Origin of the sequence: Streptomyces flavovariabilis (genome assembly GCF_000725785.1) — a bacterium.
Classification (GTDB): Bacteria; Actinomycetota; Actinomycetes; order Streptomycetales; family Streptomycetaceae; genus Streptomyces; species Streptomyces hawaiiensis.
Window position 1 is genome coordinate 36,881 of the sequence record NZ_JNXD01000006.1, and the last position, 14,020, is coordinate 50,900.

Annotated in this window: 13 protein-coding genes; 9 read left to right on the plus strand and 4 right to left on the minus strand. The window is 73.6% G+C overall.

Translation table 11 applies throughout. The features are described 5' to 3' along the window. The first annotated feature begins 6 nt into the window (after positions 1-6). Complete coding sequence (locus tag IO24_RS0112395) at positions 7-3,048, plus strand: alpha-mannosidase (RefSeq protein WP_031134985.1); 3,042 nt, start codon at positions 7-9, stop codon at positions 3,046-3,048. Between the two features lie 117 nt (positions 3,049-3,165). Here IO24_RS0112395 and IO24_RS0112400 read toward each other — a convergent pair whose 3' ends face one another. Then, positions 3,166-4,299 carry an ATP-grasp domain-containing protein gene (locus tag IO24_RS0112400; protein ID WP_031134989.1) on the minus strand — a complete coding sequence of 378 codons (1,134 nt, stop codon included), beginning with the start codon at positions 4,297-4,299 and terminating at the stop codon, positions 3,166-3,168. 265 nt (positions 4,300-4,564) lie between these two features. Here IO24_RS0112400 and IO24_RS0112405 point away from each other — a divergent pair, with 265 nt between their 5' ends. Both IO24_RS0112405 and IO24_RS0112410 read left to right on the plus strand, forming a co-directional pair. Further along, positions 4,565-5,425 carry a metallophosphoesterase family protein gene (locus tag IO24_RS0112405; RefSeq protein ID WP_031134990.1) on the plus strand — a complete coding sequence of 287 codons (861 nt, stop codon included), beginning with the start codon at positions 4,565-4,567 and terminating at the stop codon, positions 5,423-5,425. Next, on the plus strand, positions 5,422-6,081 hold the full coding sequence (locus IO24_RS0112410) for a 4'-phosphopantetheinyl transferase family protein (RefSeq protein ID WP_031134991.1): 660 nt from the start codon (positions 5,422-5,424) through the stop codon (positions 6,079-6,081). The genes IO24_RS0112405 and IO24_RS0112410 overlap by 4 nt, the downstream gene beginning before the upstream one ends. A 606-nt stretch (positions 6,082-6,687) precedes the next feature. Here IO24_RS0112410 and IO24_RS0112415 read toward each other — a convergent pair. The 3 genes from IO24_RS0112415 to IO24_RS0112425 form a co-directional block, all read right to left on the minus strand. Then, a complete protein-coding gene (locus tag IO24_RS0112415) occupies positions 6,688-6,912 on the minus strand; it encodes a hypothetical protein (RefSeq protein WP_031134992.1) in 225 nt (74 codons plus the stop codon). Positions 6,913-7,089: 177 nt separating this feature from the next. Then, on the minus strand, positions 7,090-7,620 hold the full coding sequence (locus IO24_RS0112420; RefSeq protein ID WP_031134993.1) for a hypothetical protein: 531 nt from the start codon (positions 7,618-7,620) through the stop codon (positions 7,090-7,092). Positions 7,621-7,652: 32 nt separating this feature from the next. Beyond that, entirely contained in the window at positions 7,653-8,312 is a 660-nt protein-coding gene (locus tag IO24_RS0112425; RefSeq protein ID WP_031134995.1) for a helix-turn-helix domain-containing protein, read from the minus strand. A 238-nt stretch (positions 8,313-8,550) separates the two neighbouring features. Between IO24_RS0112425 and IO24_RS0112430 the strand changes: the two genes are divergently transcribed. The 6 genes from IO24_RS0112430 to IO24_RS0112455 all read left to right on the plus strand — a co-directional run bounded on the left by IO24_RS0112430 (position 8,551) and on the right by IO24_RS0112455 (position 13,996). Beyond that, complete coding sequence (locus IO24_RS0112430) at positions 8,551-9,210, plus strand: MmyB family transcriptional regulator (protein ID WP_031134997.1); 660 nt, start codon at positions 8,551-8,553, stop codon at positions 9,208-9,210. 72 nt (positions 9,211-9,282) lie between these two features. Continuing rightward, positions 9,283-10,437, plus strand: coding sequence for an NAD(P)/FAD-dependent oxidoreductase (locus IO24_RS0112435; protein ID WP_031134999.1), 1,155 nt, complete (start codon positions 9,283-9,285; stop codon positions 10,435-10,437). Beyond that, positions 10,434-10,748 carry a (2Fe-2S)-binding protein gene (locus tag IO24_RS0112440; RefSeq protein ID WP_031135001.1) on the plus strand — a complete coding sequence of 105 codons (315 nt, stop codon included), beginning with the start codon at positions 10,434-10,436 and terminating at the stop codon, positions 10,746-10,748. The genes IO24_RS0112435 and IO24_RS0112440 overlap by 4 nt, the downstream gene beginning before the upstream one ends. Next, the gene (locus IO24_RS0112445; protein ID WP_031135003.1) at positions 10,738-12,102 is read left to right on the plus strand and encodes an FAD/NAD(P)-dependent oxidoreductase; all 1,365 of its coding nucleotides are present in this window, start codon (positions 10,738-10,740) and stop codon (positions 12,100-12,102) included. The genes IO24_RS0112440 and IO24_RS0112445 overlap by 11 nt, the downstream gene beginning before the upstream one ends. After that, entirely contained in the window at positions 12,099-12,989 is an 891-nt protein-coding gene (locus IO24_RS0112450; RefSeq protein WP_031135005.1) for a dihydrodipicolinate synthase family protein, read from the plus strand. The genes IO24_RS0112445 and IO24_RS0112450 overlap by 4 nt, the downstream gene beginning before the upstream one ends. Before the next feature lie 5 nt (positions 12,990-12,994). Beyond that, on the plus strand, positions 12,995-13,996 hold the full coding sequence (locus tag IO24_RS0112455) for a proline racemase family protein (RefSeq protein ID WP_031135006.1): 1,002 nt from the start codon (positions 12,995-12,997) through the stop codon (positions 13,994-13,996). Positions 13,997-14,020 lie beyond the last annotated feature (24 nt).

Sequence of the window (14,020 nt, forward strand, 5' to 3'; positions counted from 1 at the left end):
CATCTCATGCACGACGAAAGCCGCCGCATCGAGGAGCGCGTGCAGCGCCTTCACGACCAGCGCATCAAGAACGCGGTCTACGCGGCCACCGTCCCCTTCGAGGTGGAGGCCTGGCAGGCCCCGGGGGAGCCGGTCCCGTTCGAGGAGGCCGCCGCCGCCTCCTACGAGCCGTTCGCGATGGGCACCCCCTGGGGCCCGCCCTGGGGCACCACCTGGTTCCGCATGCGCGGCCGGGTGCCGGACGAGTGGGCCGGCAAGCGCGTCGAGGCCGTCATCGACCTCGGTTTCGTCGGCGACTGGCCCGGCAACCAGGCCGAGGCCCTCGTCCACCTCACGGACGGCACCCCGCTGAAGGCCGTGAACCCGCTCAACCAGTACGTGGCGATCGCCCACCCCGCGCAGGGCGGCGAGAGCGTCGACTACCTGGTCGAGGCCGCCTCCAACCCGGACATCCTCGCGGACAACTTCTCGAAGACCACCCCGCTCGGCGACAAGCTCACCGCGGGCGACAAGCCCCTCTACACCTTCCGCGCCGCCGACATCGCCGTCCTCGACGAGGAGGTCTGGCACCTCGACCTCGACGTGCAGGTGCTGCGTGAACTGATGCTGGAGCTCGGCGAGCACGACCCGCGCCGCCACGAGATCGCGCACGCCCTCGACCGGGCGATAGACCTGCTCGACCTCGACGACGTCTCCGGCTCGGCCGCCGCGGTGCGCGAGGCGCTGAAGCCGGTGCTGTCCAAGCCCGCACACGCCAGCGCGCACACCATCTCCGGCGTCGGCCACGCCCACATCGACTCCGCCTGGCTCTGGCCGATCCGCGAGACCAAGCGCAAGACGTCCCGCACCTTCTCCAACGTCACCTCGCTCGCCGACGAGTACGACGACTTCATCTTCGCCTGCTCCCAGGCCCAGCAGTACGAGTGGGTCCGCGACAACTACCCCAGGGTCTGGGCCCGCATCCAGGAGTCGGTCAAGAACGGCCAGTGGGCGCCCGTCGGCGGCATGTGGGTCGAGTCCGACGGCAACCTGCCCGGCGGCGAGGCCGTCGCCCGCCAGTTCGTCCACGGCAAGCGGTTCTTCATGGACCACTTCGGCATCGAGACCAAGGGCGTGTGGCTGCCGGACTCCTTCGGCTACAACGCGGCCTATCCGCAGATCGCCAAGCTCGCCGGGAACGAGTGGTTCCTCACCCAGAAGATCTCCTGGAACCAGACCAACAGGTTCCCCCACCACACCTTCTGGTGGGAGGGCATCGACGGCACCCGCATCTTCACCCACTTCCCGCCGGTCGACACCTACAACGCCCGCTTCAGCGGCGAGGAGATGTCCCGCGCGGTCCGCAACTACTCCGAGAAGGGCGGCGCCTCCCGCTCCCTGGCCCCCTTCGGCTGGGGCGACGGCGGCGGCGGCCCCACCCGCGAGATCATGGAACGCGCCCGCCGGCTGGCCGACCTGGAGGGCTCCGCGAAGGTCGTCGTCGAACACCCCGACGAGTTCTTCGCCAAGGCCCGCGAGGAGTACCCGGACGCGCCCGTGTGGGTCGGCGAGCTCTACCTGGAGCTGCACCGCGCCACCTACACCTCCCAGGCCCGCACCAAGCAGGGCAACCGCCGCTCCGAGCACCTCCTGCGCGAGGCCGAACTCTGGGCGACCACGGCCGCCCTGCACGCACCGGGCTACAGCTACCCGCACGAGAAGCTGGACCGGCTCTGGAAGACGGTGCTGCTGCACCAGTTCCACGACATCCTGCCCGGCTCCTCCATCGCCTGGGTGCACCGCGAGGCCGAGGCCGAGTACGCGCGCGTCGCCCAGGAGCTGCACGCGCTGACCGCCGAGGCGGTGGCCGCGCTGGGCGGCGGAGACACCCGCGTCTTCAACACCAGCCCCTACGACCGCGCCGAAGTGGTCCGCGCCGCCGACGGCTCACCGGTGTATGTACAGGTGCCCGCGAGCGGCTCCGCGCCTCTCGCCGACACCGCGCCCCCGCAGCCCGTGACGGTGGACGGCCGGGTCCTCGACAACGGGCTCGTCCGAGTGGAGGTGGCCGAGGACGGCACCCTGTCCTCCGTCCGCGACCTGCGCGCCGGCCGCGAGGTCCTGGCCGAGCCGGGCAACCTGCTCCGTCTGCACACCGACCTGCCCAACTACTGGGACGCCTGGGACATCGACAAGCACTACAAGAACCGCTACACCGACCTCCTGGACGTCTCGTCCGTCACGGTCGTCGAGCAGGACCCGCTGATCGGCGCGATCCGTGTCGAGCGGGCCTTCGGCAAGGGCTCCACGATCACCCAGACGATCACCGTCCGCGCCGGCAGTCCCCGGATCGACTTCGAGACGGACATCGACTGGCACGAGGCCGAGAAGATCCTCAAGGCGGCCTTCCCGGTCGACATCCGCGCCCCGCACTCGTCCGCCGAGATCCAGTTCGGCCACATCCAGCGCCCCACCCACACCAACACCACCTGGGAGGCGGCCCGCTTCGAGGTCTCCGGCCACCGCTGGGTGCACCTCGCAGAACCCGGCTACGGCGTCGCCGTCATCAACGACTCGACGTACGGCCACGACGTCTCCCGCACGGTCCGCGAGGACGGCGGCACCACGACCACCGTCCGCCTCAGCCTGGTCCGGGCCCCGCGCATCCCGGACCCCGAGGCCGACCAGGGCCGCCACCGCTTCACCTACGCGCTGCTGCCCGGCGCGACCATCGAGGACGCCGTCGCCGAGGGGTACGCCCTCAACCTGCCGCTGCGGGTGGCGGAGGCGGCCGGCGCCCCCGAACCGGTCGTCTCCGCCGAGGGCGAGGGCGTCACCGTGGAGGCGGTCAAGCTCGCCGACGACGCCTCCGGCGATGTCGTCGTCCGCCTCTACGAGTCCCGCGGCGGCCGCGCGACCGGCACCCTGCGCACCGGGTTCCCGCTCGCGGGCGCACAGATCACCGACCTGCTGGAGCGACCGCTCCAGGACGCCGAGGTCACCGACGGCGCCGTGGCCGTCACGCTGCGGCCCTTCCAGATCCTCACCCTGCGCCTGCGAAGGGGCTGACCGCACGGCCGTGCAGCCGTGGGCGGGGATGCCGAGCCCGGCATCCCCGCCCACGGGAGGCAGCCACGCCGTCGGCAGCGCCGTGTGGCGCGAGGCGCCGGCGGCCGGGCCGAGGCTTTACAGGGGCAGCACCTGAGCCGCCGCCCCGACGGAGCCGACCGGCTCGGCCGACGGGCGCGCGGGGGCCGCCGGCAGCGGATCCGTCGCCTCCGGCCACTGCGGCAACGACACCGGCCGCAACGGACGCAGCCCCGACACCACCGTGTAGTCCTGGCCCAGGAACGGCGGGACCACCTCGCCCGGGTCCTCGCCGAGCGCCAGCTGCACGGCGGCCCACGGGGCGTTGACACCGCACAGGGACAGCTGGTGCAGTCCGCCGGCGGGGCGGGTGTTGACGTCCATGAGGACCGGCCGGTCGCCGAACATCCGGAACTGGATGTTGGACAGGTAGTGCAGACCGAAGCCCTCGGCGATCCGCCGGGCCGGCTCCAGCCACTGCTCGTCCAGGGTGAAGCCCCGGCGGCGGCCGTTCTTGGTGCGGCCCACCGCCAGCCGGACCCGGTTGTCCGGGCCGGTCAGGCAGTCCACCGACACCTCGGGCTGCTCCAGACGCGGCATCACCAGCCAGTCGACCGGCTCCTCGGTACCCCGCAGCGCCTCCAGCACCAGATCGAGCGGCACGTACGGGCTCGGGAACCCACTCAGATGCATCAGGGAGAAGGGCGTACGCGTGATCACGCGGAAGCCCACCCCGCCGGCCCCGGACGCAGGCTTGAAACACGCCTTGTGCCCGCCTGCCTCCAACTCCTCGACGGCGGTGACCAGTTCGTCCTCCGAGCGGACCCGGTACCACGGCGGCACCGGCACGCCGATCGCCTGGACCGCCTCGTAGGCGATCACCTTGTCGTGGAAGACGGCCACCGCCTCGGGCGGCGGCGCCAGCACCGCTGTGCCGGCCGCCTCGAACTCGGCGCGGTGCGCCACGATCGCCGCCTGGTGCAGCCGGGGCACGAACACATCGATGCCGTGCCGCGCGCACTGGTCCAGCGCGTACTCGACGTACCCGGCGGGGGAGAGGTTCTCGGGCTCCAGTTCCGCGGTGTCGGCGGCGGCCAGCACCGGCGAGTCGGGGTCGCCGTGGGTGGCGTGGATGGCGACGGCCCGGTCGCTGGGATTTCTCCGCAGCTGATCCATGAAGAACACGTTCTCCGCGTACGTGCGGTTGAGCCAGACGCGTACGCGAGAGACCATGCAGGCCGCCTTTCACGGTTTGCGGGCAGGGCTGAGCAGCCCGTGCCCGGGCAGGAGAATGGAGGGACACCAAACCGCCCCTGTGAAAGGGAAGTTCGTAGCGGTGGTGTTGGGCCAGATCATACGGCTTCGGCGGACCTCGTCGTGCAACGCGCGTGTGAAGGATTTCTCCGGCGACGGTCCCGGGGCCGCCGGGGCCGCTCTTGATCCCGGTCGCACGGATGTGATCTCTTGGAGGCGTCCGGGTGCGCGGAGGGGGCGAGGGATGACGTCGACGGCCGGTGACGCCGCACAACTGCTGGCCATCAGCGATCTGCACATCGGCCACCCGGAGAACCGCGCCCTGGTCGAGGGCATGCGGCCCGGGACGGACGACGACTGGCTGCTCGTGGCCGGGGACGTCGCGGAGACCGTGGCGGACATCCGCTGGACCCTGAAGACACTCGCGTCCCGGTTCCGCAAGGTCGTCTGGGTGCCCGGCAACCACGAGCTGTGGACCCATCCGAGCGACGCCGTCACGCTGCGCGGTGTGGCCCGGTACGAGTATCTGGTCGAGCTGTGCCGGGAACTCGGCGTGACGACACCCGAGGACCCCTACCCCGTCTGGGACGGCCCCGGCGGCCCGGTGGCCGTCGCCCCGCTGTTCCTGCTGTACGACTACTCGTTCCTGCCGGCCGGCTGCACCACCAAGGAGCAGGGCCTGGAGTACGCGCAGGGCACCGGGATCGTGTGCACCGACGAATTCCTGCTGCACCCCGACCCGTACCCGAGCAGGGAGGCCTGGTGCCGGGCCCGGGTCGCCGAGACCGAACGCAGACTCGCCGAGCTGCCCGGCGACCTGCCGGTGATCCCGGTCAACCACTACCCGCTGCACCGGCATCCGATGGACGTCCTGTGGCACCCCGAGTTCGCCATGTGGTGCGGCACGGACCTGACCGCCGACTGGCACCGCAGGTTCCGCGTGCACACCATGGTCTACGGCCATCTGCACATCCCCCGCACCACCTGGCACGAGGGCGTGCGCTTCGAGGAGGTGTCGGTGGGCTATCCGCGCGAGTGGCGCAAGAGGTCCCGGCCGCCGGGGCGGCTGCGGCGCGTCCTGCCGGGGGAGGGCGAGGAGCGGTGATCGAGGAACTGCTGCCGGAGGCCGTGGTCACCGTGGAGGCGTACGGCCACGAGGACGCGGAGACGCCGCTGTACCCCGAGGAGGCGGCGCTCCTGACACGTGCGGTCGCCAAGCGGCGCAGGGAGTTCGCCGTCGTGCGCTCCTGCGCCCGCCGCGCCATGGAGAAACTCGGTGTGCCGCCGCAGCCGATCCTGCCCGGGGAGCGGGGCGCCCCCCGTTGGCCGGCCGGGCTGGCGGGCAGCATGACCCACTGCGACGGCTACTGCGCCGCCGCCCTGGTCCGCGCCACCGACCTGGCCTCCGTCGGCATCGACGCCGAGGCCCATGGCCCGCTGCCCGAGGGCGTCCTGCCGTCCGTGTCCCTGCCGGCCGAGGCGGACCGGCTGCGCCGGCTCGCTGCCGAACGCCCCGACATCCACTGGGACCGGCTGCTGTTCAGCGCGAAGGAGTCCGTCTACAAGGCGTGGTTCCCCCTCACCGGGAAGTGGCTGGACTTCATGGAGGCCGACATCGAGCTCACCGCCGACGGCACCTTCCGCGCGACGCTGCTCGTGCCCGGCCCCTGGGTGGGCGACCGCCGCCTCGGCCACTTCGACGGCCGCTGGACGTCGGGGCGGGGCCTGGTCACGACGGCGGTATCGGTACCGCACGCCTGACCCCGCCCCGCGGAACGCGCCCCGGCTCCAGGCCAGAGGCCCGCCCCTCACATCCTGGAGTGCGCCCCCCGGAGTGCGCCCCCCGGAGTGCGCCCCCCGGACTCCGGCCCCGGCTGCCAACCCGCGGCCTGTCCATCCGCCGGGTGCCGGATCCGGTTCCGGCCCACGTCCTGGCCCACCGCCGGGCTCCGGACCCGGCGGCCCGCGGCCTGTCCATCCGCCGGGTCCGGGCCCGGCGCCTGCCCCACAGCCCGGCTTACATGCCGGGCTCAGGGCCCGGCTTCCGGCCCACGACTCGGGCGATGCGCCGGGCTTCGGGTCGGGGCTTCCTCTCCACGGCGTGGGCGATCCGCCGGGCTCAGGCCTCGGCTTCTGGTCCACGTCCTGGGCGATCTCCCGGGCTTCGGGCCCGGCTTCCGGCCCACGGCCCGGGGCATCCGCCGGGCTCAGGGCCCGGCTTCCGGCCCGCGGCTCGGGCGATGCGTCGGGCTACGGCCCCCGCTTCCGGTGCAGGGCCCCGGCCGTCCGCCGGGCTTCGGGCCCGGCTCGCGGCCCGCGACTCGGGCCGTCCGCCGGGCTCCGGGGTTCCGCATCCGGTACGTCGGGTCAGGGGCCCGGTTCCGGGCACCAGTTCTCCAGGAGGCGGAAGAACGCCTCCTCGTTGCCGGTCAGGCCGGCGCGCTTCAGGGCCTGTTCCGCCTCGGCGAGGACCACGGGCGGGACGAGCGGCGGGCCGCCCTCCAGGTCGAAGGCGGCCCGGACGGTGTGCAGCAGCCGCAGATAGGCCTGGACGGCGGTGCGTTCACGATCGGTCAGAACGGCGGTGGGCATCGGTCGGCTCTCCCCGTGTCGGCGTCGTCGGTCCCGCGCCCTCTCGGCGCGCACGCCCCGCACAGCGGTGGCGCACCTCCAGCTTGCCGCCCACCACTGACAATCCGGCCCCACCGCCCTCCGGTTCGCCCGCTCGGCGGAGGCGCACCGCACCATGGTGCCGCGGCGGGCGGGCCGTCAGCCCTGCGGTCCGCGATACCCCAGCGACGCCTCGATCCGCCCCGCCAGATGGTCCCGCTGCAACGGCCCGCGTGACGACGAACCGGCGAGCCACGCCCGGCACTTGCTGGCGAGCAGCAGGCCGAAGCTCTCGGCCTCCTTCTCGTCGTCCAGATCGAAACGAGTGCGCGCGGCGACCTTCAGGACGGTCGCCTGGAGGTCCGCCCCGTCGTCGAGCAGCCGGGCCGCGACGGCGGCGCCCTCGACGTGGTGGGAGCAGTGCCCGGCCTTCATGTGCCACAGCTCGTGGCCCAGGATCACCAACTGGTGATCGGGAGTGGTGCGTTCCTCGATCACGACGAGGTCCTGCTCGGCCATGTCGAGCCAGAGCCCGCTGGCGGTCCCGGGCGGGAACGCGGCCGTACGGAAGAGGACGGGGCGGCCGCGGCGTCTGCTCATGCCGTCGCACAGGGCGGCGTACAGCTCGTCGGGCCGTGCCGGCGCGGGGAGGGACAGCTCCGCGACCAGCTCGCCGCACAGGCGGCGCATTTCCTTACCGATGCCCACAGTTCTCCCCACGGTCACGACTCGGGCCGCTTGACGCTCTCCAGGAGCATGTCCAGCCACTCCGCGACCTTGTCGCGGTGCTGGTCGGTGGGCAGTTGCGCGGCCCGCCAGGCGATGCCGCGCACGCCGTGGTCCTGCAGCAGCCGCTCCAGCGGGTCGTCCGCCGCCGCGGCCGCTTCCCGCTCGCGGTCGGCGAGCTTCTGCAGCAGCTCCTGCTCGGTGTGCTGGAGGGCGCTCACGAGCGCCTCGGGGTCCTCGGCCGTCAGGAAGCCGGCGTGCACCCGGAAGAACCGCTGGAGGGCGTCACAGTGCTCCATGGTCGGCCGCCGGTCGCCGTTGATGAGGGCACCGGCCTGCTGGCGGGACATGCCCGCGCCGTCGGCGATCTCCTGCTGGGTGTACTTGCGCCCGTTGGGCTTGAGCCGGGTCCGGCGCAACAGGTCCAGGCGCTGCAGGAACCGGGCCTGTACATCGGGTTCGCCGGCCGGCCGGCCACAGAGCAGGGCCTTGACCACGGGGTTCGGGACCCCGGAGGCGACGGACAGCCGGCCGATGTCGAAGACTTCCGCCTGCGGTACGCCGAGCCGGTCGGCGAGCGCGCCGACACGGGAGACGACGGCCGGTAGCACGGCCGTCGGCGTGGCGCCCGGACCCTCGACGAAGCCACCCGTCACCGACAGATCTCCTACGTATCTCACAGGCTTCTCACAAGTGGATGCCGTGACCTACCCCGGCGTTAACTTCCCGGAGCGTAGCCGGTGCTTCGAACTCACATCCAGGTCTCGCCACAACTGTGGCCAATTTCAGCCGTCAACAGGCACGAAATGCCACGATAGTTGACACGCCTCAGCTCGGGGCAGCAGGATCGGGGCGCCGCGTCAAGGCCGCACAGGCAAGAGGGGTGACCTCCCGATGGCATATCAGGCAGGAGGGCAGCGGCCGGCACCGCGGCCCGTCCCCGAGACTCCCGAGGCCCAGGCCTACCTGGAGGACTACGCGGGGCTACTGGAGAGTGTCTCCTTCCCCTCGCTCGTCGTCGACCACTGCTGGGACGTGGTGCTGACCAACGGCGCCTTCCGGTCACTTTTCCGTGAGGTCGGTCCGCACCCGACGGCCATGCCGGGCGACAACTTCCTCAGGTTCGTACTGTTCCACCCCGACGCCCCCACGGTGCTCGGCGAGCACGAGGCGAGCTGGTGCCTGCCGATGCTCGCGCACTTCGCGCGGACCGTGGAGAGCCACGGCCCCGACCACGGTCTGCAGGCCATCCGCCGCGACATCGCCCAGGACCCGATCATGGAGGCCGCCTACCGGCACGGCCTGCCGCACTGGATCCGCGCGGTCGGCGAGGACGCCGTCGAGCAGGACGGTGCCGTACGGCCGCTGCTGCACCCGGATCCGCGCCGGGGCGCCACCGAGTGCCGGGTCGTCGTCGAGGCGTCCAGGACACTCGAGGAACTGGGCTGTGCCCGGGTCACCTTCGTCCTGCGCGAGACACGCCGCTCCGCGTCCCGGGAGCGCCGCACGGGCCGTACCGCCTCCCACCTGAGGGTCGTCCCCGCGGCCGACTGACCGCTCCCGCCGCGTTCGGCGGCCCTGGTCCGCACCCTTCCCAGAGCAGGTGGTGTGTGACATGGTACTGCCGTGAGCGAGTCGCTGACCTGCGATGTCGTGGTGGTCGGAGCCGGGGTGGTCGGCGCCGCCGCCGCCCTGTACGCGGCCCGCGCGGGCCTGGACACCGTCGTGGTGGACCGGGGCCCGGTGGCCGGCGGCACGACCGGAGCGGGGGAGGGGAACCTCCTCGTCTCCGACAAGGAACCCGGACCGGAGCTCGAACTGGCCCTGCTGTCGGCCCGGCTGTGGGCCGGTCTGGCCAGGGAGGCGCTCGGCGGGGCCGTCGAGTACGAGGCCAAGGGCGGTGTCGTCGTCGCCGGCACGGACCGGGCCCTGGCCGGCCTGGAGAAACTCGCCGCCGAGCAGCGCGCGGCCGGGGTCGAGGCGGTCCCGGTGCCGCCCGACCGGCTGACCGACCTGGAGCCGTACCTGGCCCCCGGCCTCGCGGGCGGCATGCACTACCCGCAGGACGCCCAGGTGATGCCCGCTCTCGCGGCGGCGCACCTGCTGCGCGCCGCGAAGGCCCGGGTGCTCACCGGCCGGGAGGCGACCGAGGTCCTGCGCGGCCCGGGCGGTGCGGTGCGCGGCGTGCGTACCGACCGGGGCGACCTGCACGCCCCCGCGGTCGTCAACGCGGCCGGCACCTGGGGCGGCGAGGTGGCGGCCCGTGCCGGAGTGTCGCTGCCGGTGCTGCCCCGGCGGGGTTTCGTCCTGGTCACCGAACCGCTGCCGCCCCGCATCCGGCACAAGGTGTACGCCGCGGACTACGTGGCCGACGTCGCCAGCGACTCGGCGGCGCTGCAGACCTCCCCGGTGGTGGAGGGCACCCCGGCCGGGCCGGTCCTCATCGGCGCCAGCCGCGAACGGGTCGGCTTCGACCGGTCGCTGTCGCTTCCGGTGCTGCGCGCGCTGGCGGCCGGGGCGACCGGGCTCTTCCCGTTCCTCGCCGGAGTCCGGGCCCTGCGGACCTACGCCGGCTTCCGGCCGTATCTGCCGGACCACCTGCCCGCGATCGGCGCCGACCCGCGGGCGCCCGGGCTCTTCCACGCCTGCGGGCACGAGGGCGCGGGCATCGGACTCGCCACCGGCACCGGGCACCTCATCGCGCAGCTCCTGACCGGGCGGACACCCGACCTGGACCTCGCCCCGTTCCGGCCCGACCGCTTCACCGAGGAGGACGAGTGAACCCGCTGGAGCTCGCGGGGGCCAGGCCCGGCCCCGCCTTCACGGTCACGTTCGACGGGCGGCCGGTCGAGGCGCTGCCCGGGCAGACGGTCGCCGACGTGCTGTGGGCGGCAGGGGTGACGTCGTGGCGTTCCACCCGGGGCGAGGGCCGTCCGCGCGGGGTGTTCTGCGGGATCGGCGTCTGCTTCGACTGCCTGGTGACCGTCAACGGCCGCCCCGGCCGACGGGCCTGCCTGGTGCCGGTGCGGCCGGGGGACGTGATCGGCACACAGAACGGCACGGGCCATGAGGAGGCGCGGCATGCGGACTGACCTCGCCGTGATCGGCGCCGGACCGGCCGGGCTCGCCGCCGCCCTGGCGGCCTCCGCGCGCGGCGCACGCGTCACGCTCGTCGACGCCGCGGATCGGACCGGCGGGCAGTTCTACCGGCAGCCCGCCACCGGACTCGGCGCCGGTCGCCCCGAGGCGCTGCACCACCGGTGGCGGACCTGGGAGCGGCTGCGGGACGGACTCGCGGCCAGTGCCGTACGCGTCCTGACGGAACACCATGTGTGGTGCGTGGAGCGGACCCCGGAGGGCTTCACCGTGCACGCGTTGCTCGGGCCCGCGCAGGAGGAGCCGGCCGAGGTCCGCGCCCGCGCCGTGCTCCTGGCCACCGGCGGCTACGAGCGGGTGCTGCCCTTCCCCGGCTGGACCCTTCCGGGCGTCGTCACGGCCGGGGGAGCCCAGGCCATGCTCAAGGGCGGCCTCGTGGTGCCGGGGCGCCGAGCGGTCGTGGCCGGGACCGGGCCGCTGCTGCTGCCCGTGGCGACCGGGCTCGCGGCAGCCGGCGTCGAGGTCGCCGCGCTCGTCGAGTCGGCCGCCCCGGGGCGCCTCGCCCGCCACGCCCCGGCCCTCGCCGGAAAGCTCCCCGAGGGCGCCGGATACGCCGCCCGGCTGCTGCGCCACCGCGTCCCGGTCCGCACCCGGCACACCGTCGTCGACGCGCACGGCGACGACCGGCTGACCGGCGTCACCGTCGCCGCACTCGACGCCGACGGGCGCGTCCGGCCCGGCACCGAACGGCATCTGCCCTGCGACACCCTCGCCATCGGCCACGGCATGCTCCCGCACACCGACCTCGCAGAGAGCCTCGGCTGCCGTCTCGACGGGCTCGCCGTGGCCGTCGACACCGAGCAGCGCACCGACGTTCCCGGCGTGTGGGCGGCCGGCGAGGCCACCGGCGTCGGCGGCGCCGCGCTCGCCCTCGCCGAGGGGCACATCGCCGGCTGCTCCGCCGCCGCCCGCCTGCACGGCACCGCCCCCGCCCCGGCCCCCGCCGCCCTCAAGGCCCGTACGGCGCTCGAGCGATCCGCGGCCGCCCTCGACTCCGCCTACGCGCCGCCCGCGCACTGGCCCGAGCAGATCACCGACGACACCGTGGTCTGCCGCTGCGAGGAGGTCACCGCCGGGGCCGTGCGTGAGGCCCTGGATCTCGGAGCGGGCGACGAACGCACCGTGAAGCTGCTCACCCGGGCCGGTATGGGCTGGTGTCAGGGCCGGATGTGCGGCACCGCGGTCGCCGGTCTCGCCGGCTGTGCCCCCAGCCCGGCCAGACGCCCGTTCGCCCGGCCCGTGCCCCTCGGCGTCCTCGCCCGGCAACACCCCCAGGAGGGACTGTCATGACCGACCACCGCCCCTGGCGCGGCGTCCTCGTCGCCACCGCGCTCCCGCTGAACGACGACCTCTCGGTGAACTACGACCGCTACGCCGAGCATTGCGCCTGGCTCGTCGGGAACGGCTGCGACGGCGTCGTGCCGAACGGCTCCCTCGGCGAGTACCAGGTGCTCACGCCTGAAGAGCGGGCCCGGGTCGTCGAGACGGCCGTCGCCGCGATCGGCGGGGAGCGCGTGATGCCGGGCGTCGCCGCGTACGGATCCGCCGAGTCCCGGCGCTGGGCCGAGCAGGCCGGCGAGGCGGGCTGCCGGGCCGTGATGCTGCTGCCGCCGAACGCCTACCGCGCCGACGAGCGCTCCGTCCTCGCCCACTACGCCGAGGTCGCCAGGTCGGGGCTGCCGGTCGTCGCGTACAACAACCCGATCGACACCAAGGTCGACCTCGTGCCGGAGTTGCTCGCCCGGCTGCACGGCGAGGGGCACATCCGCGGGGTGAAGGAGTTCTCGGGTGATGTCCGCCGGGCCTACCGGATCGCCGAACTCGCCCCGGAACTCGACCTGCTGATCGGTGCGGACGACGTCCTGCTGGAGCTGGCCGTCGCGGGCGCCAAGGGCTGGGTGGCGGGCTACCCGAACGCGCTGCCCCGCGCCTCGGTCGAGCTGTACCGCGCCGCCGTCGGCGGCGACCTGGACACCGCGCTGCCCCTGTACCGGCAGCTGCATCCGCTGCTGCGCTGGGACTCGCGGGTGGAGTTCGTCCAGGCCATCAAGCTGTCCATGGACGTCGTCGGACGTCATGGCGGACCCTGCCGCCCGCCGCGCGCGGCGCTGCTGCCCGATCAGGAGGCGGCGGTCCGTGCCGCCACGGAGAAGGCCGTCGCGGCCGGATCGAGCTGAGGACCGTGCGCAGCAGACTCGTCCTGCACGCCGTCGACTCGCACACCGAGGGCATGCCGACCCGTGTGATCACCGGCGGCATCGGCATCATCCCCGGCGCCACCATGAACGAGCGGCGGCTGTGGTTCCGCGAACACCGCGACGACGTCAAGCAGTTGCTGATGAACGAGCCGCGCGGCCACGCGGCCATGAGCGGTGCGATCCTCCAGCCGCCGACCCGGCCCGACTGCGACTGGGGCGTCGTCTACATCGAGGTCTCCGGGTATCTGCCCATGTGCGGGCACGGCACCATCGGCGTGGCGACCGTGCTCGTCGAGACCGGCATGGTCGAAGTCGTCGAGCCGGTCACCACCATCCGGCTCGACACCCCGGCGGGCCCGGTCGTCGCCGAGGTGGCCGTCGAGGACGGGGCCGCCAAGGCGGTCACCCTCCGGAACGTGCCCTCCTTCGCCGTCGGCCTCGACCGCAAGGCCACCCTCGCCGACGGCCGGACGGTGACGTACGACCTCGCGTTCGGCGGCAACTTCTACGCGATCCTGCCGCTGGAGCGGTTCGGCCTGCCCTTCGACCGGTCCCGCAAGGACGAGATCCTCGCGGACGGCCTGTCCCTCATGGCCGCCGTCAACGCCGAGGATCCGCCCGTCCACCCGGAGGACCCGTCCATCCAGGGCCTCCACCACGTCTACCTGGCCGCGCCCGGCTCGACCGCCCGCCACTCCCGGCACGCCATGGCCATCCACCCCGGCTGGTTCGACCGCTCGCCGTGCGGCACCGGCACCAGCGCCCGCATGGCACAGCTGCACGCGCGCGGCGAACTCCCGCTGCACACCGAGTTCGTGAACGAGTCCTTCATCGGCACCCGCTTCACCGGGCGCCTGCTCGGCACGACCGAGGTCGCCGGCCGCCCGGCCGTGCTGCCCAGCTTCACCGGCCGCGCCTGGATCACCGCCACCGCGCAGTACCTGCTGGACCCCGAGGACCCGTTCCCGGCGGGATTCGTCCTGTGAGCCGGCCCCCGCACCGCGACCCCG